Raw genomic sequence first — 22960 nt, forward strand, 5'->3', positions numbered from 1 at the left:
GGGTTGAGCGAGTTCAAACTGCGAGTGCAAAGAACCCCCCGCCGACGGCCCCGTGCGGCTCAGTCTTCGACGCTCGCCGGCTGGCCTTCGCAGCTGGCCGGCTCGGGCTCCCGACCACCGGACTTGATGCCGCCGGACTGACCCGTCCGCTGGTGATGCCGCACGCACCGAACACAGCTGCGCGACGCCTGCTCACACCGCTGCTTCGCGACCCGACACAAGTCCTGATACTCGTCGTCGGCCACGCGCTCGTCGGCGATCTCGCACATCTTGGCCTTGACCTCGCAGATCGCCCGGGACAGCTCGCACAGCTCCTCGCACTTGGCGGGGTCCTTGTCGCTGGCGCTGACCTTTTGATCTTGCTGCTCGACGAGCCGGTCGAGGCGCAGCGAGAGCTCGTCGATCGACTCACCCTCGAACTCGCCCTCGGGCTGAAGCTCGGAGTCGATCCCATCGCCGCCCGGGGCCACGGTCCCGCCGCCGCTGCGTTGGTCGCAGGCGCTGGCGCCGAGACACGCGAGCACGCCGAGCAAGGTGGCCAGGCCGAGGCGCGAGCGAAGGGGGGCGGGCGTGGACATCACGACTCGACCTCCTCGAGCAGCAGCGTGAGCATCTCGAGCGCGCGCGTGTAGGAGCTCATGGCCAGTGCATGGTCGCCGGTGTTGGCGGCCGCGTCACCTAGGGCGACGAGGCAGCGGGCCGACGCGCGGTCGATCGGTAGCGAGAGCTCGGTTGCGAGGCGCGGCTCGAGCAGCTGCCGGGCGCGCCCGTGGTCTTTGAGGGTCAAGAGCAGCTCGCCGCTGCGGGCGAGGAGCTCGTAGTGGAGCAGCTCGGCGGTGCCGTCGTTGGCGGGCGGCGAGCGGTCGAGGGCGGCGAGGAGGACGTCGAGGGCGGCCCGGGGGTCGCTGCTCTCGTCGGCCTGGCGGTGGGCGTGGGCGACGGCGCGGACGTAGTCGAGGCCGGCGGGCGTCGGCGCGCCGCTCAGGACCGCGTGGGCCTCGAGCCGGGTGTCGAGGGCGCTGGGCTCGGGCGCGTCGGTCTCGGGCGAGCACCCGAGCGGGCCGCCGAGCACCAGCGCCGCGGCCAGGGCGAGAGCCGAGCCCCCGCCGAATCGATTGAGGCGCGAGCTCACCCGCCTTGCTCCTCGAGCCGACGCTCGTAGTCGGCCGCGAGCGCAGCCGCGCGCTCGGTGTCGGTCTTGCCGTCGTCGAGCAGCCGCAGCGTCGAGCGGACCTGCTCGCTGAGCTCGGCGACCTCTTTGGCGCTCGGGCCCTCGGCCTGTTGCTCGCGCTCCTGCGGGAGGATGATCACGAGGACCACGGCGGCGGCGGCGAGGCCCGCGACGGCGAGCAGCCTCCCGCGGGTGCTGCCGCCAACCGGGCTCGACGCAGCCGGGGCTGCGATGGCCTCGTCGCGGTCGGGATTGGAGCCGACCTGCTCTTCGATCTTGCGCCACGCGCGTTGGGTCTCGAGCTCGGACAGATCTTCGAAGGCGAGGGGCTCGGCGAGCTCGCTCAGCCGGGCCATGCTCGCGACCTCGGGCTCGTCGTCGAGCTCGCGCTCGAGCAGCGCGAGCTCGGTCGCGTTCGGAGACGCTTCACCGAGGGCCACGAGCTCGCGCTCGATCTGCTCACGGGTGGGGCTTGGTTCGCTCATCGGGGTGGACTTCTAAGCTGAGGTAAACTCGGGCCCTTCGCCACCCTCACCGTAGTGCCGGGCGTAGACCTTACGAAATGACTTGCACGCGCGGAACAAGAGCACGTCGAGGGTACCGATCGTCACATCGAGCTCGCTAGCGGCGTCCTGCCGCGAGCGCTTCTCGATCATTCGCAGCTCGAGCACGCGACGGTAGCGGGGGTTGAGGTCGGTCATGCACGTGCTGATGCGCTCGCGGAGCAGGTCGGACAGCTCGGCGCGCCCGAGCAGGGACTCGGCGTTGCTGTCGGACAGGTCGGGGATCTGCTGCTCGAAGCCCTCGGGCCAGGCGGTCGTGCGGCCGGCCTTGCGGAGGTGGTCGAGGCACAGGTTCTTGCCGATCCGGATCAACCATGGAAGCAAGCCCTTGCCCTGCCAGGTGAAGCGGTGGAGGTTCTCGATCGCGCGGACGAAGGTGTCGGCGAGCAGGTCCTCGGCGAGGTTGCGGTCGCGGATCAGCGGCATGATCGCGCAGCGAAAGACTGTGTTGGCGTGGAGCAGGTAGAGCGCTCGGATCGCCCGTTGGTCACCCGCTTGCGCGCGGACGACGAGCTCGCGTTCGCGTTCGCGCTCGGTGTCGCGGGTCGCCCCGTCCGTCCGTCCGGGCGCGGGCGAAGCTGCTGAGACAGCGGTCGCATGGGAGGCTGAGGTCTCGTTCGCCACTGGCGTCCTGGGCGTGGATTGCTCGTTGGGCGGTGAGCGTCGCCGTGCGCGAGTGGTTCCTTCGCGCGGCAAACGGGGCCTGACTGGCCACCTTACATTGCCCGACTCACGGCGGGTCGAGGGGTTGACGGGGGGGTGGAGGGCTTGGACGGGGGCAATCCGCCTATTCCTAACGGAGCAACTGCTGGACGTGGGGCATCTTACAATGCGGGCGAGCGATTTCTCGAAAGGGGGGCGCGCGAATCCCGTTGAGCCCTCTTGCTGCGCGAGACCCGGCGAAGCAGCCCGGGAAGTTCGGGCTCCCAGGGCGCGGTGGGCTCTGCCGCTTGACCAGGGCGGGGGTCAAGCGTAGTCAGGCCTCCGGAACGCAGTGCTTAGCCAATTCTCAGCCCTGCTCGTGAGCGGCGTCCTGATCTGGGCGCCGCCAAACGAAAACTCTGCAGCCGCCGGACCGGCCGCCGCAACTGATCCGGCCGTGGCCAATCCGTCTGGGCCCGACGAGGCGGGCGCGGCACCGACCGCCGAGGGACCCGCCGCCGAGGGACCCGCCGCCGAGGGACCCGCCGAGGGACCGCGCTGGGATCCGGACAGCGATCCGGATCAGATGCGCGAGCAAGCCTTCGGCGACGTCGGTGAGCTGCCCTACGCGACCGAGCAGCTCCAACTCTCGGAGGTGCTCGAGCTCGCGCTGGCCGAGAACATCGATCTTCAGAACAAGGTCGTTGCGATCGAGATCAGCGAGGCCCAGATCCTCGCCGCCTCCGGGGCCTTCGACGTGACGATCACCGCTGGCGTCGCAGCCTCGACGCAGGTCAGCAAGCCGCGCGGCTCGGCCTTCATCTTCAGCACCGGATCGCGCTCGGTCTCGGGCTACATCGGCGTCAGTCGGCGGCTCGAGACCGGCGGTAGTCTGTCGCTCAACATCGACGTTGGCCGCACGCTCACCGATCAGCCGATCAGCTTCTTCAACCCCGCGCTCGGCTCGGCGACGCTGGCCCAGTACCGGATCCAGCCAAAGCTGACCTTTCAGCACCCGCTGCTCAAGGGCATGGGCGTGCGCGTCAACCGGGCGGCGATCGATCGGGCAAGGCTCGCGCGATCCAACGCCGAGGCCGACGAGCTCGTCGTCGCCCAGAACCTGGTCCGCGATCTGGTCAGCGCCTACTGGGACGTGCTCGCGGCCCAGCGCGACCTCGACAACAAGCGCCAGTCGGTCGAGCTGGCCAAAGAGCAGCTCTCGCGGACCGAGGCCCAGGTCCGCGCGGGTCGCCTCGCGGCGGTCGAGTCCAAGGCCGTCGAGCAGAGCCTGGCCCAGCGCGAGACCGACGTGCTCCTGGCCGAGAACGCGCTGCTCGACACCAGCTTGGTCCTGCGCACGCTGATGGGCCAGGAGTTCGCCGGCCGCGAGATCCTCGGCGTCGAGCCGATGACCGATCCGGTCGACTCGATCGTGCCCGAGCCCGTCGACATGCAGGCCGCGATCGACAGCGCGCTGGCGGCCAACCCGGCCGTGCGCCAGCTCGAGATCGCCCTGGCCAGCAAGCGCATCGACGAGATCGAGGTCGCCAACCAGCGCCTGCCGCAGCTCGACTTCACCGGGACCTTCACGCCCCAGGGCCGCAGCGTCGACGCCCTGCCCGACGCCACGACTGGCGAGCCCGGCACGACCGGGAGCTGGGGCGAGGCCTTCCGCAACTTCGTGACCGACGACATCGCCCAGGACGGGCTGTTCGCCGAGTACACGATCAGCGGGGCCCTGGATCTGACCTGGTCGGTTCAGAACCGCACGGCCAAGGGCAACCACCAGCGCGTGCTCGCCGAGATCCGCCAGGCCGAGCTCAACCTCAAGTCGATCCGCCAAAACACCGCCTCGCAGGTGATCACGGCGACCAACAACCTGCGCTCGACGATCAAGCAGATCCAGCTGGCCGAGATCTCGATCGAGCTCGCCGAGCAGAACCTCGCCGCCGAGCAGGCCCGCTTCGAGGTCGGCCGCGCGACAAACTACGACGTGTTGTTTCGGATCGACGAGCTGCTCAACGCCCAGACCACGGGCCTGACCGCGGGCCTGAGCTACCTCCGCGCCAAGGCCCAGCTCCAGGCCCTGACCGGCGAGATCCTCCCGGCCTACGGGCTCGACATTCCGAGCACCTCGGCGCCCGCGAGCGGAAAATAGAGGTCGTCGTGCCCGACTGGTCCGCGCTCCTCGACCGCCGGGGGCACCGACCCTACCCGCTGCCCGAGCGCGGGTGGCACATGACGATGTCGTGGCTCGACCTGTTGTTTGCGCACTGGAGCTTCGAGCCCGAGCTCGTGCGCGCGCTGCTGCCCGCGGGTCTCGAGCTCGACACCTTCGACGGTCGCGCGTGGCTCGGGGTGGTGCCCTTTCGCATGGAGCACGTCGGCCCGCGCGGGCTCAACTGGGTGCCCGGCGTCTCGGCCTTCCCCGAGCTCAACGTTCGCACCTACGTCGTCGCCGACGGCAAGCCCGGGGTGTGGTTCTTCAGCCTCGACGCCGCCAGCCGCGTCGCCGTTCGCAGCGCGCGGGTGGGCTTTCACCTGCCCTACTTTGACGCCCGCATGCGCTGCGAGGAGCGCGAGGGCTGGATCGAGTATCGCAGCGAGCGGCGCCACCGGGGCCAGCCCGAGGGCGTGTTCGAGGGGCGCTACCGCGGGGTTGGTGAGCGCTACCAGAGCGAGCCCGGGACCCACGAGCAGTGGTTGACCGAGCGCTATTGCCTCTACGCACAGGATCGCGCCGGGCGGATCCGGCGAGGCGAGATCCACCACGAGCAGTGGCCGCTGCAGCGGGCCGAGGCCGAGATCGAGACCTGCACGGTCAGCGACGGCTGGGGCCTGCCGCTGCCCGACGAGGCGCCGCTGCTCCATTTCGTGCGCAGGATCGACGTCGTCGGGTGGCTGCTGACGCCTGTGGCCGTCAAAAACCAATGATTCGCGCGAGCGCGTCTCGCCGCTCGTAGGCTTCGAACGAGCAGCGCGGGAGGTCGAGCTCGGTGACGATCTGCGGGTCGATGGTGGCGAGGAGCTCGTCGAGATGACGAGACAGCGCGGTCGGGACCACGCCCTTGGGTCGACGGCGAAGGAGGGACTGCCACGGGTAGTAGAGTCGACTGGCGAGCGGTCCGCTCGCGATCGCCTGGACGTAGTCGTCGACATCTGCGCGCCCCGGATCGGGCAGCGCGTCGAACCACGCGGCCGCGCACAGGCGCCGGATCGCGCGATCGTCAGAGGATGGCGCGCTCGCCTCAGCCCTGGCCTTGGACATCGGCGCTCGCGTGGGCGCGAGGTGGCTGACGACCGCGCTTGGCCAGGGCTTGTCTTGCTCCGCGGCCAGCCGCCGGAGCTCGTTGGCCGTCTGTGCGTAGGTCGAGGAGCGCGGGGCCGTGACCTGCAAGGTTGCGACGGCCTCGGCGAGGCTCCGAACGGCCAGGTCCCGATCGGTGGTGAGGTCTCGGGCCAGCGAGCACCAGCCCGCGACAGCGCGCTCGTGCCTGCCGATGTAGCGGAGCGCGCGGAGCAGTTGGTACTCCGCGTGCGCGCGTGCGAGCGGAAGGTCGGCGCCCTTGGCCACGCGCTGCGCTCGTGCGGCCAGCTTGTTGACCGTCTTGCAACGCCCGAGCTGCGCGATCGCGAGCTCGACGAGGCAAGCCTGCCAATGCGCGATGTCTCGACGAATCTCCGGCTCGTGAACCTCGCCGATCACGGCCTCGAGCCCACGGCCCGTCAAGGCCCGAGAGTGGTCCCGCATGTCGACCTGTGGGTCAATCCACGCCTGGTCGTGCTCGCCCCGCGCAATGCTCGACAGCCCGGCGAGGATCTGCGCAACCAGGACCTTCAGCCACTCCTCAGCCTCGGGCCCACGCACCGCCTCCGAGATCAGCTCACGGCAGCGCGCGGCCGCGTCGAGGTGTCGACCGGCGACATGGAGCATGTACACGCTGGGGAGCTCATCCATGAGGACAAGAGCATGAGGGGGAAGCAGGGGGGATGGTCTATTTGGGCTCATCTAGCAGCCAGGGGTGCAATGCCTCGCGCCGACACGATGCATTGCACCACAAGCTCCTAGCGATGGAGTAAATAACGTGACATCGGTACGGGCAGTGGAAGTGACGAGATCATCAATGCTTGGATCTTTTGCGCGGTGTGGCCTGCGCCGGTCGCGCTCTTTGCCTGGGGGTCCGCTTCGCCAGGGTGGCGACCCTGCGGTCATGGCTCATGGCATCGGCGGTGAGCTGCTGCGCTCGCAGTCCAGGGTGACCCGGAGTTGGCGGGTGTTCCCGATCAGCGGCTCGCCGTCTTCGCGGTCGATGATGACCTTCTCGGTCCAGGGGTCGGTCGGCGCCACGGGCCCGCTCTGGTTCGGCGATGACACCGACCGTCGACGCAGCGGGGCGCCCGTCGTGGTCCCGTCCATCGTCTCGTGGCGGCTGGCGACGGGCTCGCGATCGATCCACAGCGTCCAGCGCCTCACGACCATCTTCGGTCCGGGCACGGGGCCGCCCGCGTATGACCAGCCGGACAAGGCCACGGAGTCGTCTGCCGTGCGACAGCGCCAGCCGCCCACGCTGACCGGACCGGCGAACACGACCTCGTAGGGGGAGGTCTCGGGCTCGGGGGAAGGCTCAAGCTCGGGCGAGGTCTCGGGCTCGGGGGCCTCGGGCTCGGGGCTGACCTGACCCTGCTCCGGCGTGTCGCTAGCGGGGCTCGCGGCCTCAGCTTCGACCGGCTGCTCGGGCGGGGTCGTCTCGGGCGCGGGGCTCGTGCATCCGGTCGACACCACCAGCGAAGCCGCGGCGGCGAGGGTGAAGGTCGAGACGCGCATGCCACCGTGTACCACGCGATCGGGACCGGGGCGTTCGCCTCGAGCACCGCTGGCGTAGCGGTGCGGTCAACGGCCGACGAGTTGGTTCAGCCTTGGCTGAAGCTCACCCCGTCGGCGGGAAGGTCACGAGCCCGAGGCCGGCCCCGGTCATGTCGGAGTAGGTGTAGGGCTGGGTCAGCCCGGTGACCGTGAGCAGGGTCTGGTAGGTGTCGGGGTCGACCTTGAAGGCCATGCTCGCGTCCTGGTCGACGACCCAGACCTTGCCCTGGTTGTCGATGCTGATGCCCACGGGCGTCATCCCGCCCGCGAGCGGGACGGCCGGGTTGGCGATGCTCTTGGCCACGGTGTCGATCTCGACCAGCAGCGAGGTGCCGTTGTTGGCGACCCAGGCCCGACCCTCGGAGTCGATCATCATCCCGCGGAAGCTGGCCCCGGGGACGTCGATGAATTCCCAGGTCTCGCTGTTCGGGTCGAAGTGGTAGATCGTGGCCGCGCCCGCGATCCAGGGGTGGCCGTCGGCGTCGAGGGCCATGCCGTAGGTCCACTGCTGGCCGCCGTTGGGCGGCGTGGGGATCTGCCAGACTTGAGGGGTCAAGGTGCTGTGGTGGATCCGGACGAGGGGGCCGTACTGCCAGCCCATGACCCAAAAGTCGCCCTCTTTGTTGGTGGCCCCGCCGTAGGGCCCCCACTGGTCGCCGTTCCACGGCACGCTGACCGCGTCCTCGATGTCGCCGGTCTCGCCGTTGAGGCGACGGAAGAAGCCGGTCGTGGCGTCGCGCCAGCCGACCCACACGCGCGGCTTGGCGCAGTCCTCGGGCCCGACGCCCTCCCACGCGACCGGGCGCGGGCCGTATTGGTTGGTGATCGTGCCGCCGCTCGGCAGCGGGACGTGCCACAGCACGCACTCGTCGCTGCCCCAGGCGCGGATATCGTTGGGGCCCTGCGAGGTGTCGATGACCCCGTTGTTGTTGAGGTCGACGCAGCGATCCTCGTGGACCGCGATCTTGGCGATGCCCCCGGCGCGGTCGACGACCACCGCGTCACCGAGGAGGTTGACCGAGGTCCGCGAGGGGTCGGCGAGCCCGGGGCCGGCGACGAAGCGCGACTCCTCGAGCCCGGTCTCGGTGTTGATCTTGGACACCGTGCCCTCGGGCGAATTGGAGATCCAGATGTAGCTGAAGGCCTCGCCCTCCAAGCCGCCGCCGCCGCCCCCGTCGGGGCAGCCCTGGTCCTCGCTCAGGTCGCTGTTGTCGATGTCGAGCTTGATCTGCCCGTCGTCGCCGCCGCTGTTGTCGTCGCTGCCGGTCTCGTCGCCGCCGAGGCTGCTGAGGCTGCTGAGGCCCGAGTCGATGCCGTCGGCGCCTTCGTCGGTGGTCTCCTTGGGGCCGCAGGCCGAGGCGCTCAGCGCGAGGGCGAGGGCGGGAAGGCCAAGTGTCCACATCATCCGAAAATCAGCGGTCCGACTAACACTCATGTCTCGGTCATTAAAGGCCAATCGAGGGGCGTCGTCCAGCACCATTCACGTTGAGCGCGTGTCAGCTAACGTAGTTTGAGCTCGCGCTCGACCCGCCCGGGCGCAAGCCAGCGGACGAGTCTTGCAATCAGCGAAGGTGACGGGCCATCGCGCGGGCGATCGGCACGCCGCCGCGGCGGTGCTCGAGCAGCTTGGACAGCCGCTCGAGTCGGCGGTCGAGGGGCGTCGCAAGCTCGCGTTGATTGGCCACGAGCGCGGCGTCGAGGCCGTCGGCTTCGGGGTCGGCGAGGTCGATCGCGTGGAGCTCGAGGTGCAGGTGGCGGGTCGCGGCGGCCTCCTTGCGCAGGGCCAGGGCCTGGAGTCGCGTCATCATGGGCGGGGCGTCGCCGAGCAAGAAGGTGCCGATCAGCGGGAGGCGCAGCGTTCGACTGACCGAAATCGGCACCTCCCACAGTCCGAGCTCGGGCAGGTAGTGGACCGAGCTGGGCCCGAAAAAGCTGCGCCCGCCCCCGACCTGCGAGACGGACCTTCGGCCTCGGAGCCGCCGCAGACCCAGGACGCCGAGCTTGGCCAGGTAGTAGCTCGGCGAGGGCAGCAGCGAGCTGTCGTAGGCGTAGCCGAGCGCGCTGACCTGCATGAGCATGGCGCGATCGTGGGTGTAGCCCGGGGCTCGGAAGCCCCGAGGCGTGGCCCCGAGCTCGCGCAGCAGGGTGTCACAGCGTCGCAGATCCGCGGCGATCTCGGTGGCCGGCCAGCTGTGGAGGTCGTAGGCGTGGGCGTGCGAGTGGTTGGCGAGCTCGTGGCCCTCGGCGAGGGCCCGCGACAGGACCGCGGCCCCGCGCCCGCTCGCTCCGAGGTCACGCTCGAGGTCGCGGCCGATCACGAAGATCGTCGCGCGGACGTCGAGGGCCTTGAACAGGTCGAGGAAGCGGGGGAGCCAGACCTCGAGGGCGATCCCCGCGAGCTCGGCGGGCGGGGCGTCGAGCTGGTGGATCGCGTGGTAGCAGGGGAGATCGTCGAGATCCAAGCTGACTATTGTGGACACGCGAGGCTCCGTTCAGGACCGGCGGCGGCGCGACTCGCGACCGATGTCCTTGCCGAGGTGGATCGAGACCATGAGGCGCCCGAGGTTGCCGAGCACGCGCGGGACCCGACGGGCGAGGTGGATCGAGGGCGCGCGCTTCTCTTCGAGCTCGATCGGGATCTCGAGCACGCGCAGGCCCTCGCGCTCGGCCCGGATGACCAGCTCCGACGCGAACACGTCGTAGTCGACGACGCAGCGGGCGGCGACCGGCGCGACCACGGACCGGCGCATGGCCTTGAGCCCGTGGGTGTCGGTGCCCGAGAAGCCCAGGCTCACGCGCAGGAGCTTGTTGTAGACCTTGGTCGCGGTCCGGCGGGCGAGCGGGCGCTTGTCGTGGGCCCCGGCCATGGCCTTGCTGCCGACGACGAGGTCGGCCTCGTCACGGCGCAGGAGCTCGAGCGCGCGGGCGTGGAAGTCGACGTCGCACAGATCGATCTCCTCGCAGATCACGAAGGTCCCGCGGGCCCGAAAGATGGCCTCGCGCAGGGCTCCGCCGTAGTTGGGCTCGGGGTAGGAGAACCACCGCAGGCGCTTGGGCCAGCGCGCCGCGAGCCGCTCGGCGATCGCCACGGTCGCGTCGGAGCTGCCGTTCTCGGCCAGCAAGATCTCGAAGTCGACGCCGGCGTCGTCGAGCTCGGCGACCAGCTCGGTGACGCTCGCCTCGAGGATCGCCTCTTCGTTGTAGATCGGGATCACGACGCTGAGCTCGGGCCCATCGTCGGGTTGATCAGTCAGCTTTGCTGCGTCGCTCATGTCTGGCTGCCGCCTGTCGTCGGCGTGGGCGCTTCGCGGCGGGCGATGGCCTCGGTCGCGGCGGCATCCTCTGCGCGCCCGTCGGCCCACTGCGCGGCGGCGAGCCCCGAGAGCATGCTGTCTTCCATCGAATTGTAGATCCACGCCCCGTAGCGCCCGCACGAGCGGACGCCGACGCGCTGGAGCCACGCGCTGATCGTGGCCGTGGCCGGCCCGTGATCTTCGTCGAACACCACATAGGCGTACTCGATATCGCGGGTCCGACAAAAGCGAATGTCCTCGACGGCTCCGAGCGCGCCGATCTCGACCAGCTGCCGGGCGATCGCGGGCAGATCGGGCGGCGTGTTGCGATCGCTGAGCTCGACATAGAGCGAGGCGGAGTCGGCGGGGGCCATGGTCTGGACCGCGTTGGAGTAGACCCCGACCCGAAAGAACGCGAAGCGCGGCTCGGGGACGTAGGCCCAGTGCCAGTCGACGGGGACCGGGCGCTTGGTCGCGAGGTCGAGGTAGCGCCAGCGGACCCAGGAAAGCGCGGCCGCGGCCTCGCGGACCTCGGGCGGCGCCTCGGGGATCCGGGCGATCAGCTCGGGCAGCGGGATGCTGGAGATCAGCGCGCGGTAGGAGATCCAGTCGGGCTGGCCCGAGAGCTTGACCCGGCCGGTGCTGGGCTCGATCTCCTCGACCTCGGTGCCGGTCCACAGCCGCCCGTCGCCGGCTCGCTCGCGGGCCTCGAGCTGGGCGCGGAGGGCCTCGGGCAGGGCGTCGATGCCCCCGGCCCGCGGGTACATGAAGCGCGCGTTGTAGCCGAGCCCGGTCTGGCGCAGGCCGATCGCGCCGCCGATGATCTGGGCGGCGTCGGGCTCGGGCACGAAGCGCCGGACCCACTCGGGCGCGAGCCGGTCGGGGTGCATGCCCCACAGCTTGGTGTTGTAGGGCACGAAGAAGTGGCGGGCGATGCCCTCGCCGAACTTGGCGATCGCGTAGGCCTCGAAGGTGCGCGGATCCGTGGCCCAGGCCTCGCCGCGGGCCGCGGCCTCGCGCGCGGCGACCAGCGCGACGAGGCACTCCTGGACGACCTCGAGCGGCAGCCCGTGCAAATTGGCCTGAAAGGGGTACTCGAGCTCGGCGCCGTGGGAGTGGATCTTGGTCTTGCGCTCGACCGACACCCACGCCGAGGGCTCGTCGGCGCGAGTCGGGAACAGCGTGGCCAGCAGCGCCTTGCTGCGATCGTCGCGGAGGTGGAGCCAGTGGCCCGTCACGTCGAAGGTGTGACCCCCCTCGCGATGGCTGCGCGCGTGTCCGCCCACACGCCCGTCCTTCTCGACCAGCAAGAAGGGCCCGGACTTCAGGTGGTAGGCCGCGCTGAGCCCCGTGAGGCCGGCGCCGAGGATCACGACCGGGTCGCGCGCGTTGGCGCGACTTGGCCCCGTGGAATTGCTTCTGTCGGAGCCCGCAAAAAAATTGCCCGTGGCGGACACGCCGAGCGGTTGTAGCAGCAATGTCGACCATGTGCCGAAGCCGTCTCAGACCGGCGCCACGGCTTGCCACCGCGGTTTTCGAGATCCCCGCGGACCCCCGGCTCGACGCTCGCGGCGGCCCGCCGTGAAGGTCGCGGCGATGCTGGACAGCCGGATCTGTGCCCTGCACACTCGTCGCATGGAGCTGCACAGCCTCGGCGGCTATCGCTTGCTCGAGCCCGTTCCAACCCTGAGCTCGACGACTCGGCTGTTCCTCGCGTGCCCCGAGAGCGCCCCCGACGGCGCCCCGGCCACGAACCTGGCGAAGGTCCTGATGCCGGGCGAGGGCGAGGGGTTCAACATGGTCAAGGCGCAGTTTGCACACGAGGCCAACCTCCTGCGCAGCTTCAGCCACACGGGCATCCCCAGCCTCCGCGCGGCCGGGACCCAAAACGGCGTCGACTTCTTCGTGATGGACTACATCGCCGGGGTCGATCTCGGCGAGCTGCTCGGCCACGACCGCGGCGAGCCGCGCCCGCTCAGCAAGGAGCTGGCCGTGTACATCCTCGGTCAGCTCGCCGACGCGCTGCGCTACGTCCACACCTTCGAGGTGCCCACGGCGGAGGGCGAGGAGGGCGACGGCTTCGAGGACCTCGACGTCCTCCACCGGGATCTGTGCCCGGCCAACGTCTACCTCTCGCTCGAGGGCGACGTGGTCCTCGGCGATTTTGGCTCGGCGTCGAGCAAGTGGCTCGCGCCCGAATTCACCGCCGCCGAGGCCGGCCACGTGGCCTACAAGGCGCCCGAGCGCGTGACCGGCAGCGGCAAGGCCACGGTCAAGAGCGATCTGTTCTCGCTCGCGATGATCCTGTGGGAGATCCTCCGGGGCGAGCGCTGCTTCACGGCCGGCAACGAGCTCGAGACCATGGACGAGATCGTCCGCTTCGACATCTCGCACTCGAGCCGACGGGTCTCGGGCCTGTCCTCGAAGCTGTCCGAGGTCCTGCGTCGCAACCTCGACCGTGATCCCGAGCGCCGCTACCCCCACGCCTACAAGGTCTTGCAGCGGCTGAGCCAGTCGTCCGAGGCGGGCGCGGCCGAGAAGTCGCGCCAGGAGCTCTCGCGCCTGGTCGCCGAGGCCGTCGCCGAGCGCCGCTCGACCGCGCCCGCCGAGTGAGGCTCGGCGGCCCGCGAGCGCTAAAGCAGCTGCAGGCGTTGGGCGCGGGCGCGGATCTCACCCGCCGCGCCGTTGATCGTGGCGAACAACGCGGCGCGGATCCACATCCCGTTGCGGACCTGCCGCCAGACCACGAAGCCGGGGTGATCCTCCCACTCGCTCGGCAGCTCGTTGATGCGCGGGAGCGGGTGCATGATCACGCAGTCCTCGCGCACGAGCAGGCGGTAGTCCGGGCGCAGGACGTAGGCGTCGTCGGCTCCGAGCTCGCTCTTGGTGGCGCGGTGGTTGGGCTGGCCAGCCGCGCCGCCCGAGTCCCACTCTCGTTGCAGCCGCGTCATGTAGATCGCGTCGGCCTCGCGGCCGCGCTCGCGCAGCCAGGCTTCGAGGTTGTCGCTGAGCTCGACCTCGATCTCGTGGCGGCGCAGGTAGCCGGTGAGCTCGTCGTCGGGCGCGAAGTCGACGGGCGAGATGAAGTGGATCGACGCGGGCCGGAACTTGGTCAGGACCAGCGCCAGCGATCGGGCCGCGCGGTTGCGCGCGATGTCGCCGACGATCACCAGCCGCTTGCCGTCGACGCCGCCGCGCTCGTAGAAGCTGTAGCGCAGGGTGTAGAAATCGAGCAGCGCCTGGGTGACGTGCTGCGACTTGCCGCTGCCGGCCGAGATCACCGGGACCGGGCGGTTGGAGTTGTGCAGAGCCCAGGCCGCCTGGGTTGCAAACTCGTCGTCGGGGTGGCGGACCACGATCGCGTCGAAGAAGCTCGACAGGGTCCGGACGCTGTCCGCGATCGACTCGCCCTTGGCGAAGGAGGAGGTCTGGATGTCCGAGACCAGGGTACTGGTCGCGCCGAGCTTGTCCGCGCCCGCGATGAAGGACTGGGCCGTGCGGGTGCTGGGCTGCGCGAACAGGTTCATGACCCGGTGACCGCGGAGGATCGCAAGCAAAAACTCACGCCCGTCGCGGTGGCGATCGAGCCGTCGGATCGCCGTCGCGGTATCGCACAGGGCCTCGAGCTCGGCGCGGCTGAACTGCTGGCTGAGCAGGACAAAGAAGGGCTGGCCGTCACGGAACAACAACGAGCGCCGTCGCGCGCCGTCGTGGATTGCAGATCGAAACTCCTCGTAGCTGATGGCCATGTTTCGTCCCTTCGAGTGACCGTGGGTCGGCGGGACTGTAGGGCATTTTTGCTCGGCACGCGGACGCGGACGAGAACCGCCGATTGCGGTCGCGTTTCGCGGGTTTCGTGGAGCTTGCGATCTGTGCGCGGGTCCTCCGGCGCTTCGTCCGACCGCCCGGCTGGTCTAGACTGCGCCCATGGCGATCAGAGGTGCGCGAGGCGGACCATCCGGGCGGAGCCCGGGGCGGGTCCGCGTCGGCAGCGTGTCGTCGACCAGCGAGATCCCCCAGGTGGTTCGCGGCGCCGACCTGGTCGTCACCGGTGACCACGACATCTCCGGCGAGGTCGCCGGGTGGCTGACGGCGCTCCGCCCTCCGGTCCACGTTCGCCACGTCTCCCGCGCAGACTCCCTCGACGTGCTCGCCGCCGCCGTCCACCAGACGACGAGCCCCGAGTCGTCGACGGCCGTCGAGAACCCCGAGGTGATCCTCGCCGCCGTCGAGCTGCTCGACACCACCAGCCTCGGGTGGATGCGGAGCATGGTCGCGAACACGCGCCTGCCCCTGATCGTCGTGGTCTCGGCCCACTCGGCCCAGCGCTCGGCGCTGCGCGAGCAGGCCCGCGAGATCGGGGCGATCGATTGCCTCCTGCGCGACGAGCTGTCGAGCCCGCTGCTCGAGGCCTCGATCGCCCACGCGCGCAGCCACAACCTCCAGGTGTCGCGTCTGGTCGAGCTGCGCGAGCGCTTTGCCTTGGCGATCCGCGGGGCCCGTGACGGGATGTGGGAGTGGGATCTTCGCCGGGGCCGCGTGTACTACTCGCAGCGCTGGCGCGAGCTGCTCAACCTGCGCAACGCCGACGTGGCCCCGACCCTCGACAGCTGGCTGGCCCGGGTCCACCCCCAGGACGTCGAGCGCCTGCGCGCCGATCTCGACGCCAACCTCGAGGGCCGGATCGCGGTCCACGAGAACGAGCACCGCATCCGCGACGGGAACAACGAGTGGCGCTGGGTCCTGACCCGCGGGGTGGTCGACCGCAGCCGCGACGGTCGACCGCTGCGCATGGCCGGCTCGCTGACCGACATCTCGCCCTATCGTCAGCGCGAGCAGGCGCTGCGTGAGCAGGCCCGTCACGACTCCCTGACCCGGCTGCCGGATCGCCGGGTGTTCCTCGAGCGCTGCGCCCGGGCCATCGAGCTCAGCCGGGCCCACGACGACTACATGTTCGTCGTGTTGCTGATCGCGGTCGACCGCCTGGCCCAGCTCCGTGACAGCTACGGGGTCGCCGCGGCCGACCAGGTCTTTGCGATCATGGCCAAGCGCCTGCGCGCGTGCCTGCGCCCCGAGGATCACATGTTTCGGTTCTCGACCGGCAAGCTCGCGATCCTGATCGAGGACGTCGAGGACCCAGGCTTCGGGACCTCGGTCGCAAACCGGATCCACGCCGCCGCCGCCGAGCCCTTCGAGGTCGAGGGCGCGACCAATTTCACGACCGTGAGCATCGGCATGACCTCGAGCGCCCACGGCTACAGCCGGGTCGAAGAGGTTGTGGCCGACGTCAGCGCGGCGACCGACTCGGCCCGCGACCGCGGGCGCAACCGCTACGAGATCTACGACACCAGCATGCGGATCGAGTCGCGCACGCTCCTGGCCCTGGAGATGGCCATTCGCCACGCGATCGACAGCGAGCAGTTTCGGCTCCACTACCAGCCGCTGGTCCAGATCGACCAAAACACCCTGCTTGGCTTCGAGGCCCTGCTGCGCTGGGACCACCCCGAGCGCGGGCGCATCTCCCCGGCCGAGTTCATCCCGATCGCGGAGGACACTGGCCTGATCATCCCGCTCGGGCGCTGGGTCATCCGTGACGCGATCCGTACGCTCCACAGCTGGCACGAGGAATTCGGGGTCGATCACCTCGTCGTGAGCGTCAACCTCTCGGCCAAGCAGGTCGCGGATCCGATGCTGCTCGAGACCATCGACTCGGCCCTGGCCGAGACCGGGCTGCCACCGCAGTGCCTCAAGCTCGAGCTGACCGAGTCCGTGATGATGGACCGCGTCGACGAGGTCACGACGCTGCTGCAGCAGATCCGGGCGCGGGGCGTGGCCCTGTGGATCGATGACTTCGGCACGGGCTACTCCTCGCTGGGCTACCTCCACCGCTTCCCCGTCGACGGGCTCAAGATCGATCGTGCCTTCGTCAGCGAGCTCGACGGCACGCCCGAGTCAGAGACCATGGTCCGGACGATCCTGAGCCTCGCCGCCAACCTCGGCCTCAGCGTCATCGCCGAGGGCATCGAGACCGAAGAGCAGGCCGCGCAGCTCGAGAAGCTCGGCTGCCTGTGCTGCCAGGGCTGGCTGTTTGGCAAGGCGCAGGAGCCCGAGCAGATCCGGGCCGGGCTGGCTTGACCGCGGGCCGTGGCCGGTCCTGGTTGGCTTCGCCGACCGGGTCACTTGCTCCCGGGACCGCGTGACGAATCGAGGCCGGGGAGCATCGGCACGAACGCGACGTCGAGGAGCTTCTCGCGCTCGAGGCCGTGCTCGCTGCGCTCGATCACGACCAGCTGCTGCCAGCCGACGTGGCGGCCGACGGGGGCCACGAGCTTGCCACCGATCGCGAGCTGGTCGGTCAGGGCCCGGGGGAGCTCGGGCGGCGCCGCGGTCACGATGATCGCGTCGAAGGGCGCGCGCTCGGGCCAGCCCGCGTAGCCGTCGCCGTGGCGGACCTCGATGCTCGAGTAGCCGAGCTCGCGCAGGGTCGCGGCGGCCCGGTCTGCGAGGGCCTCGATGCGCTCGATCGTGTAGACCTGCGCGCCGAGCTCGGCGAGCACGGCGGCCTGGTAACCCGAGCCCGTGCCGACCTCGAGCACCCGCTCGCCAGCTTCGATGTCGGCGGTCTGGGTCATCAGCGCGACGATGTAGGGCTGCGAGATCGTGACCTCGTGGCCGATCGCCTGGGCCCGATCTTCGTACGCGCGCGCGGCCACGGCCTCGGGCATGAAGCGATGGCGGGGGACCGCGCGCATGGCCCTGAGGACCTCGGCGTCATCGATGTCGCGCGCGGCCAGTTGGCCGTCGACCATCCGGTGGCGCTCGCTCGCGCGCTCGAACGCGCGCCCGGTCACGCTGTGGACTTCGCTGACCGTCGCGGTCTTCGCTCGGCAGGCGCAGGCGAGCGCCAGCGCGAGCAGGAGGAGGGATGGGCGAGGCATGGCTCATTGGACCCGAGCGTGGTCTTTCGGGGCCCGCAACTCTTGCCGGGCATCGATCAGCGCAGCGGCCCCGCGTGGGTGTTCACTCCGGCGCGTCCTCGGGCTCGTCCTCGGGCGCGGCCGCGGGGAGCTCCCGCAGTCTCCTGGGACCTGGGGGCCGAGGGGAGCGAGCTTGTCGGGCCGGAGGCCCGAGTCTTGGAGACGATGAAGCCAGTCTTCGTTGCTGGTCTGGGTGTTTGGTCCGCGAACTCACCGTTGGCCGGGTCCGCGGGAACTCCCGGTTGGCGTCACACAGTGTCCTCATTAGTCGAGTAATGCGCATCTGATTCGCTTGCGGGGTGCGACTTGCGGTTCATGCTGGGAGCAACCGTGGATCGGAGATAGGGCGCAGTGGGGTGTCGTAGTCCATGAGGCAAAGCGGCGATCCAATCCGATCCAATCCGACCCCTTCCAATCCGGCGACAGATGAAAACGACGAAGCGAATTGCGTACATCTCAGGGTTTGTGGTTCTGAGCCTCGGGGGCTGCTTGCTCGGAGCGCTGGCCTACGACTCGACGGAAGAGCCCTCTGCGCTCGGCTTCGATCGCCGAGTGGTCCAGGAGGTCATGATCGATCTCCCTGGCCGGAGCGAGGTGGTCACCGAAGATGCCGATGAGGGGGACCCCGTTGCCGCCGCCGACCACGACGAGCGTGACCACGCCCAGCGTGCGGCCGAACGCCGCGAACGAGTCGATAGTCGAGCTGCGCTGCTCGACGCGACGGTCGCTGGCGAGGCCGTAGATCCGGCCTGGGCCCCGGGGAGCGAGAAAAAGATCGTCGATGCCTTCGCCGCCGAGGCCTCGCCCGGCGCGGGACTGCGCGCTGTGACTTGCAAGACGACCCTCTGCGTGGCCGAGATCGAGCACCCCGAGGGCAGCAAGCGCGGCGTGGGGGGCACCAGGTGGGGCAAGGTCTTCCGTTTTCCGCACACCTTCGTCGTGTATCACCCGCCTGGGCCCGACGAACCCGCCCGAAGTGTGGCTTACCTGGCGCGCGATGGCTACAGGTTGCCGAAGTGAGGGTGTCTTGAAGACATGGATTACCTGATCGCGACAGACACCGTAACCGAAGTGAGAACATCATGAAGAAACGCAAAGACTCTCGAGTCATCGTTGGGATCCTCAGCGTCGTGGGGCTGTCTCTGGGCCTGGTTTATGCTGGCGCGTTCGCGCCGGGGGTCGCAAAGGCCGACGACAAGATCGTCGCAGGCCAGATCTGCGTGGCCGTGAACTCGTACGGCATCTCGGTGCCCGCGAACTACGATGCGCAACAGATCACGAAACGCCACGCGAGTACCCACATCGCCCTCGCGGATGAATTTGTGTGCCCGCTGGTGCGCGACGAAACCAACGATGACCTCGACAGGGTCCGGGTGTGGCTGTACAACGATGACACTGCGGACACGCCTCCCTACTGCTGCATCTACTCGTTTGAAGATGACGGTGAGTCAATGGAAGCTTTTTGTACCAATGTGGATAACGACTCTGGCGCAGTGAGGCTGGACCTGGAAAACCTCGGCTTCCACAAGAATGAAGACGGCTACCACGTGCTGACTTGCGAGCTGGAAGTTGGCGACGGCATCCGGAGCATCGCTACCGACGAGTAGGCGAGATGACGGAGTCGGGCTCGCGCTCGTGCGCGAGCCCGATTCTCGTTGGGAGCTGACGACGGTCGGAGGGCCGCGGTTCACGCGTTGTCGGCGCAAACCTGCTTCCAAGCCCCCGGGTCAGGCTGGCTATGGGTCGCCGTCGCCGTCGCCGTCGCCGTCGCCGTCGCCGTCGCCATCACCGTCGCCGTCGCCGTCACCTGTCCACGGCGCCTCACAGAGTCCGTCGACCGAGCACGTGAGCCCATCGCAGCACGCGTCGTCGTCGATGCAGAACAACTGCAGATCGAGCTCGGGCACGCACGCGCCGACACACTGGGCAGGCCCGCGGGGGGGTTGCCCGTCCCAGGGGGCGACGCAAAAGCCATCCTCGCAGTCGTCGCTGCTCTGACACGCGTCGGGCTCGGGGAATCCCTGCTCGCCGCCGGTCTCGGCGGTGCCCGCGGTCGCGGCGGACTCGCCGTCGCTCTCGTCGGCGGCGCTGCCGTGGCACGCGACGCTCAGCGCCAGGCACCCAAAGACAGCCAGAGTCCTCGCGGAGACCAAAGAGGAGGCGCTCACGGCTCTTTCACGCAGCGGATCCGGAACGGCTTGCGATCGCGGGGGGTCGTGAACTCCCGCTGGTTCGTCGCGTCCTCGGGGTTGACGACCCAGACCTGGCCCATGTCCTCGTCCCAGGCCGTCCGGGTCCAGTGGTAGCCCTCGGTCGCCTCGAGGCCTTCGACGCCCTTGAAGCGCGGGACCTCCTCCTTGCTGGGCAGGCGCCAATTCACGTGGCCGCCCAGCTTCAGCTCGCGGCAGTGGGCGTCTCCGGCCGGCTGCAGCAGCTCCGGGCAGGGGTGGGGCTCGGCGCAGGTCTGGACGTAGAGCCACGGATCTCGGAGGGTCAGCGACCCTTCGGGCGCGCGAGGCGGCTCGGCGGTTGGGTTGATGGCGAAGGTGGCCTCTTTGTCGTCTGCTTTGGGGTCGGCGTCGGGGTCGCCCTTGGGATCGGGCTTGGCCGCGTCCTTGGCCGCGTCCTTGGCCCCTGGGTCGGTGTCGGGCTTGGTGTCGCAGCCCGTCGAGAGCAGGACCAACGCAATCACAGCGGCGCCGCGTGCAGCGATGCGCCGACGAGCGAGCGGAAACCTCGGCATGGCCCGGAGGCTATCAGCCGACGCGGTAGTTGTGGGCGAGGCGGATGTATTTCCCGGCCAGCTTGCGGTGGAAGTCCTCATCGGCCGCCGTGAGGGTCTTGACCACGCGGCCGGGCACGCCCAGAACGAGGCTCCGTGGCGGAATTGTGCTGCCTGGCGTGACCAGAGCGCCCGAGCCGATGATGCTGCCCTCGCCGATCTCCACGTTGTCGAGGACCGTCGCCTGGATCCCGATCAGGCAACCGCCGCGGATCAGGCAGCCGTGGAGCACCGCGCGATGGCCCACCACGACCTCCTCGCCGATGATCGTTGGGTCGAGATCTCCGAGGTGGACCACGGCGCCGTCTTGGATGTTCGAGCGCTCGTGAACCTCGATCCGGTTCAGGTCTCCGCGAAGGACGCAGCCGTACCACAGGCTCACGTCGTCGTAGAGGCGCACATCCCCGACGACCACGGCCCCGGCCGCGACGTGGACGAAGGCGCCGACGCTCGGGATCTGTTCGAGGTAGCGCTCGAAGATCGCTCCGGGGAAGCGATCTCGGAGCAGGTCGAGCTCGTCTTCGAGGGCGTCGGCGTCCGCTGGCGGCCCAGCAACGCGTGGCACCGAGTCGACGATCGTCCGGGAGGCCATGCTCGGGAGCATACCTCGCGGCGCAGCGATCGGCTCGATCCGGTCGTCGCTTCGACGAACTCGAGCCTGAGCGGCCATCGTCGCACTTGCCAGCCGACCACCGCTTCGCGTAGAAGAATCGCGTGGCTGCGACGAAACGACCGAAGAAGGCCTCGGCCAAGCGCAAGTCTAAGCAGGCCCCCGTGAAGCCGAAAAAGGCCTCGGCGAAGAAGAAAGCCACGGCGAAGAAGAAGGCGCCCGCGAAGAAGAAGGCGCCCGCGAAGAAGAAGGCGCCCGCGAAGAAGAAGGCGCCCGCGAAGAAGAAGGCGCCCGCGAAGAAGAAGGCGTCCGCGAAGAAGCCCGTCGAGCAGCCCGAGAATTCTGCCGGCAGCGTCGAGAACCAGGCGGCAGACGTGCAGGCTCTCGACAAGCAGTCGGAGCGCGAGGCGTCCTCGGCGGAGGCGAGCGCGGACACGCCGCCGGCCGCCGTCGTCGATGCGCCAAAGCCTCCCGCGGCGAAGAAGAAGGCGACGAAGAAGAAGGCGGCGGCGAAGAAGGTCGCCAAGAAGAAGGCGACGAAGAAGAAGGCGGCGGCGAAGAAGGTCGCCAAGAAGGCGGCGACGAAGAAGGTCGCCAAGAAGGCGACGGCGAAGAAGGCCGCCAAGAAGGCCGCGACGAAGAAGGTCGCCAAGAAGGCGGCGACCAAGAAGGCCGCCAAGAAGGCCGCCAAGAAGGCCGCGACGAAGAAGGCGGCGAAGAAGAAGGTCGCCAAGAAGGCGGCGACGAAGAAGGTCGCCAAGAAGGTCGCCAAGAAGGCGGCGAAGAAGAAGGCGGCGACGAAGAAGGTCGCCAAGAAGGCCGCGAAGAAGAAGGCCGCCAAGAAGCCCAGCGCCGCCGCCAAGAAGGCGGTGTCGGCCAAGGAGCGGGCCAAGGCGCGCGCGGCCAAGGAGCGCGCCAAGCAGCAGGCGGCCAAGGAGCGGGCCAAGGAGCGCGCGGCCAAAGAGCGCGAGAAGGCGCGAGCGGCCAAGCAGCGCGAGAAAGACAAGGCGCGCAAGGCCAAGCAGCGCGAGAAAGACAGGCTTCAAAAGCTGCGCGAGCGGGCCAAGGCCAAGGCAGCGCGAGAGCGCGCGCGCGAGCTGAGCAAGCGGAAGGCGGCGCGAGAGCGTCAGAAGCTTCGCAAGCAACAGCAACGCGAGCGGGCGCTGGCCAAGGCCAAGGCGGCCAAGGAGCGCGAGAAGGAGCGTGAGGAGCGCAAGGCTCAGCGGGCGCTCGAGCGCCAGAAAAAGCAGCGCGAGCTCGCCGCTGAGCGCAAGTCCGAGCGGGCGCGTCTGGCCGAGGAAAAACGCGCCGAGCGGGCCAGGATTCAAGCCGAGCGCCTCGAGCAGCGCCAGAAGAAGGTCGCGGCCCGGATCGAGGCGCGCAAGAAGCTGGCGGCCGAGCGGGCGGCCAAGCGAGCGGCGAAGAAGGCCGCCGCGCAAGAGGCTGCCGCCGCGTCGGAGGTGGTCGTCGACGAGACACCCGAGCTGGAGGCCGCGGCGCCCCCGGCACAAGAAGAGGCCGAGCCCGCGCGCGAGGCGTCCGAAGAGGCACCCACGCCGACCCTCGACGGGCCGACGGGCCAGCTGCTGGCCGAGATCGGCGAGAAGCTCGAGCGCTACGAGGCCGATCGGGCCCGGGCCAAGGAGCTGCGCCGCGAGCTGCGGACGCTCAACGACGCGGCGGCGGCGGGCGCGATCATGGCCCTGTTCAGCCACGACGGGGACCCCTTCAGCCTGCGTTCACACCTGCTGCTCGCGCTCGAGCGCATGCCCGAGGACGCCTACTTTGCCGCGTTCATCGACGCGATGCCGCGGCTCTACGACGACGCGCCCAATTGGGCCTTCTCGGCGATCATGCGCTTGCTCAACACCCGCGGATCTGCCGAGGACAGCGCGGCCACCTTCGAGGCCGCCGTGCTCGAAGCCGGCGGCGAGATCCCGGAGATCGTCGTCGACCTCTTGATCGAGGGGGCCGCCGATCTCCCGGCCGAGCTGACCGCGATCGTCGCAGAGTCGATCACCAGGCTCGGCGGCGAGCTGGAATAGACCCCCCTGGGGA

22 protein-coding genes are annotated in these 22960 nt (G+C 69.5%); 7 read left to right on the forward strand and 15 right to left on the reverse strand.

The features are described 5' to 3' along the window. Window positions 1-59: 59 nt before the first annotated feature. Genes ENSA5_RS09460 through ENSA5_RS09475 form a run of 4 tightly spaced genes read right to left on the reverse strand, consistent with a single transcriptional unit; the run spans window position 60 to window position 2358 of the window. On the reverse strand, window positions 60-578 hold the full coding sequence (locus tag ENSA5_RS09460; protein WP_106391307.1) for a hypothetical protein: 519 nt from the start codon (window positions 576-578) through the stop codon (window positions 60-62). After that, window positions 578-1132, reverse strand: a complete 555-nt coding sequence (locus ENSA5_RS09465) for a hypothetical protein (RefSeq protein ID WP_106391308.1) — start codon at window positions 1130-1132, stop codon at window positions 578-580. Before ENSA5_RS09465 ends, ENSA5_RS09460 begins: the two co-directional genes overlap by 1 nt. Continuing rightward, window positions 1129-1656, reverse strand: a complete 528-nt coding sequence (locus ENSA5_RS09470) for a hypothetical protein (RefSeq protein ID WP_106391309.1) — start codon at window positions 1654-1656, stop codon at window positions 1129-1131. Before ENSA5_RS09470 ends, ENSA5_RS09465 begins: the two co-directional genes overlap by 4 nt. A gap of 12 nt (window positions 1657-1668) precedes the next feature. Beyond that, window positions 1669-2358 carry an RNA polymerase sigma factor gene (locus ENSA5_RS09475; protein ID WP_181197563.1) on the reverse strand — a complete coding sequence of 230 codons (690 nt, stop codon included), beginning with the start codon at window positions 2356-2358 and terminating at the stop codon, window positions 1669-1671. A gap of 475 nt (window positions 2359-2833) precedes the next feature. On the opposite strand from ENSA5_RS09475, the gene ENSA5_RS09480 reads away from it, so the two are divergent. Together ENSA5_RS09480 and ENSA5_RS09485 are read left to right on the forward strand one after the other, a co-directional pair. Further along, entirely contained in the window at window positions 2834-4534 is a 1701-nt protein-coding gene (locus tag ENSA5_RS09480) for a TolC family protein (protein ID WP_106391311.1), read from the forward strand. Between the two features lie 8 nt (window positions 4535-4542). Then, entirely contained in the window at window positions 4543-5310 is a 768-nt protein-coding gene (locus ENSA5_RS09485; RefSeq protein ID WP_219906757.1) for a YqjF family protein, read from the forward strand. Here the strand turns inward: ENSA5_RS09485 and ENSA5_RS09490 are convergent. The 6 genes from ENSA5_RS09490 to ENSA5_RS09515 all read right to left on the reverse strand — a co-directional run bounded on the left by ENSA5_RS09490 (window position 5297) and on the right by ENSA5_RS09515 (window position 11990). Further along, window positions 5297-6334 carry a hypothetical protein gene (locus tag ENSA5_RS09490; protein ID WP_106391312.1) on the reverse strand — a complete coding sequence of 346 codons (1038 nt, stop codon included), beginning with the start codon at window positions 6332-6334 and terminating at the stop codon, window positions 5297-5299. The two genes, ENSA5_RS09485 and ENSA5_RS09490, sit on opposite strands and share 14 nt — an antisense overlap. Window positions 6335-6592: 258 nt before the next feature. Beyond that, window positions 6593-7201 (reverse strand): hypothetical protein, encoded by a 609-nt coding sequence (locus tag ENSA5_RS09495; RefSeq protein ID WP_106391313.1) that lies wholly within the window; start codon window positions 7199-7201, stop codon window positions 6593-6595. A gap of 103 nt (window positions 7202-7304) precedes the next feature. Next, window positions 7305-8645: an NHL repeat-containing protein gene (locus tag ENSA5_RS09500; RefSeq protein ID WP_106391314.1), complete on the reverse strand. Its 1341-nt coding sequence runs from the start codon at window positions 8643-8645 to the stop codon at window positions 7305-7307. A 157-nt stretch (window positions 8646-8802) separates the two neighbouring features. Next, on the reverse strand, window positions 8803-9720 hold the full coding sequence (locus ENSA5_RS09505) for a polysaccharide deacetylase family protein (RefSeq protein ID WP_106391315.1): 918 nt from the start codon (window positions 9718-9720) through the stop codon (window positions 8803-8805). A 12-nt stretch (window positions 9721-9732) separates the two neighbouring features. Beyond that, window positions 9733-10512, reverse strand: a complete 780-nt coding sequence (locus ENSA5_RS09510) for a glycosyltransferase family 2 protein (RefSeq protein WP_106391316.1) — start codon at window positions 10510-10512, stop codon at window positions 9733-9735. Then, window positions 10509-11990, reverse strand: coding sequence for a protoporphyrinogen/coproporphyrinogen oxidase (locus tag ENSA5_RS09515; protein WP_181197564.1), 1482 nt, complete (start codon window positions 11988-11990; stop codon window positions 10509-10511). The genes ENSA5_RS09510 and ENSA5_RS09515 overlap by 4 nt, the downstream gene beginning before the upstream one ends. Before the next feature lie 178 nt (window positions 11991-12168). Here ENSA5_RS09515 and ENSA5_RS09520 point away from each other — a divergent pair, with 178 nt between their 5' ends. Further along, window positions 12169-13146, forward strand: a complete 978-nt coding sequence (locus tag ENSA5_RS09520) for a serine/threonine protein kinase (protein ID WP_181197565.1) — start codon at window positions 12169-12171, stop codon at window positions 13144-13146. 20 nt (window positions 13147-13166) lie between these two features. Here ENSA5_RS09520 and ENSA5_RS09525 read toward each other — a convergent pair whose 3' ends face one another. Further along, window positions 13167-14282: an aspartate/ornithine carbamoyltransferase family protein gene (locus ENSA5_RS09525; protein ID WP_106391319.1), complete on the reverse strand. Its 1116-nt coding sequence runs from the start codon at window positions 14280-14282 to the stop codon at window positions 13167-13169. A 178-nt stretch (window positions 14283-14460) separates the two neighbouring features. On the opposite strand from ENSA5_RS09525, the gene ENSA5_RS09530 reads away from it, so the two are divergent. Continuing rightward, on the forward strand, window positions 14461-16668 hold the full coding sequence (locus tag ENSA5_RS09530; protein WP_146155513.1) for a putative bifunctional diguanylate cyclase/phosphodiesterase: 2208 nt from the start codon (window positions 14461-14463) through the stop codon (window positions 16666-16668). A gap of 41 nt (window positions 16669-16709) precedes the next feature. On the opposite strand, the gene ENSA5_RS09535 is transcribed toward ENSA5_RS09530, so the two are convergent. Next, window positions 16710-17471, reverse strand: a complete 762-nt coding sequence (locus tag ENSA5_RS09535) for a protein-L-isoaspartate(D-aspartate) O-methyltransferase (RefSeq protein ID WP_106391321.1) — start codon at window positions 17469-17471, stop codon at window positions 16710-16712. A gap of 591 nt (window positions 17472-18062) precedes the next feature. Between ENSA5_RS09535 and ENSA5_RS09540 the strand changes: the two genes are divergently transcribed. Continuing rightward, window positions 18063-18530 (forward strand): hypothetical protein, encoded by a 468-nt coding sequence (locus ENSA5_RS09540; RefSeq protein ID WP_146155514.1) that lies wholly within the window; start codon window positions 18063-18065, stop codon window positions 18528-18530. A gap of 62 nt (window positions 18531-18592) precedes the next feature. Beyond that, a complete protein-coding gene (locus ENSA5_RS09545; protein ID WP_146155515.1) occupies window positions 18593-19117 on the forward strand; it encodes a hypothetical protein in 525 nt (174 codons plus the stop codon). A 129-nt stretch (window positions 19118-19246) separates the two neighbouring features. Here the strand turns inward: ENSA5_RS09545 and ENSA5_RS09550 are convergent, their stop codons facing one another. Genes ENSA5_RS09550 through ENSA5_RS09565 form a run of 3 tightly spaced genes read right to left on the reverse strand, consistent with a single transcriptional unit; the run spans window position 19247 to window position 20884 of the window. Beyond that, window positions 19247-19678, reverse strand: a complete 432-nt coding sequence (locus ENSA5_RS09550) for a hypothetical protein (RefSeq protein WP_106391324.1) — start codon at window positions 19676-19678, stop codon at window positions 19247-19249. After that, on the reverse strand, window positions 19675-20253 hold the full coding sequence (locus ENSA5_RS37330; RefSeq protein ID WP_181197566.1) for an Lcl C-terminal domain-containing protein: 579 nt from the start codon (window positions 20251-20253) through the stop codon (window positions 19675-19677). Before ENSA5_RS37330 ends, ENSA5_RS09550 begins: the two co-directional genes overlap by 4 nt. 13 nt (window positions 20254-20266) lie before the next feature. Further along, the gene (locus ENSA5_RS09565) at window positions 20267-20884 is read right to left on the reverse strand and encodes a gamma carbonic anhydrase family protein (protein ID WP_181197567.1); all 618 of its coding nucleotides are present in this window, start codon (window positions 20882-20884) and stop codon (window positions 20267-20269) included. Between the two features lie 122 nt (window positions 20885-21006). Here ENSA5_RS09565 and ENSA5_RS39725 point away from each other — a divergent pair, with 122 nt between their 5' ends. Then, a complete protein-coding gene (locus ENSA5_RS39725) occupies window positions 21007-22947 on the forward strand; it encodes a coiled-coil domain-containing protein (RefSeq protein ID WP_181197568.1) in 1941 nt (646 codons plus the stop codon). Window positions 22948-22960: the final 13 nt, after the last annotated feature.

This window comes from Enhygromyxa salina (genome assembly GCF_002994615.1).
Lineage (GTDB): Bacteria > Myxococcota_A > Polyangia > Nannocystales > Nannocystaceae > Plesiocystis > Plesiocystis salina_A.

Coding starts and splice junctions, on each gene's coding strand:
- ENSA5_RS09460 (WP_106391307.1), bottom strand. CDS start 578: ATGTCCACGCCCGCCCCCCTTCGCTCGCGCCTCGGCCTGGCCACCTTG.
- ENSA5_RS09470 (WP_106391309.1), bottom strand. CDS start 1,656: ATGAGCGAACCAAGCCCCACCCGTGAGCAGATCGAGCGCGAGCTCGTG.
- ENSA5_RS09490 (WP_106391312.1), bottom strand. CDS start 6,334: ATGGATGAGCTCCCCAGCGTGTACATGCTCCATGTCGCCGGTCGACAC.
- ENSA5_RS09495 (WP_106391313.1), bottom strand. CDS start 7,201: ATGCGCGTCTCGACCTTCACCCTCGCCGCCGCGGCTTCGCTGGTGGTG.
- ENSA5_RS09500 (WP_106391314.1), bottom strand. CDS start 8,645: ATGATGTGGACACTTGGCCTTCCCGCCCTCGCCCTCGCGCTGAGCGCC.
- ENSA5_RS09510 (WP_106391316.1), bottom strand. CDS start 10,512: ATGAGCGACGCAGCAAAGCTGACTGATCAACCCGACGATGGGCCCGAG.
- ENSA5_RS09520 (WP_181197565.1), top strand. CDS start 12,169: ATGGAGCTGCACAGCCTCGGCGGCTATCGCTTGCTCGAGCCCGTTCCA.
- ENSA5_RS09525 (WP_106391319.1), bottom strand. CDS start 14,282: ATGGCCATCAGCTACGAGGAGTTTCGATCTGCAATCCACGACGGCGCG.
- ENSA5_RS09530 (WP_146155513.1), top strand. CDS start 14,461: ATGGCGATCAGAGGTGCGCGAGGCGGACCATCCGGGCGGAGCCCGGGG.
- ENSA5_RS09535 (WP_106391321.1), bottom strand. CDS start 17,471: ATGCCTCGCCCATCCCTCCTCCTGCTCGCGCTGGCGCTCGCCTGCGCC.
- ENSA5_RS09545 (WP_146155515.1), top strand. CDS start 18,593: ATGAAGAAACGCAAAGACTCTCGAGTCATCGTTGGGATCCTCAGCGTC.
- ENSA5_RS37330 (WP_181197566.1), bottom strand. CDS start 20,253: ATGCCGAGGTTTCCGCTCGCTCGTCGGCGCATCGCTGCACGCGGCGCC.
- ENSA5_RS09565 (WP_181197567.1), bottom strand. CDS start 20,884: ATGGCCTCCCGGACGATCGTCGACTCGGTGCCACGCGTTGCTGGGCCG.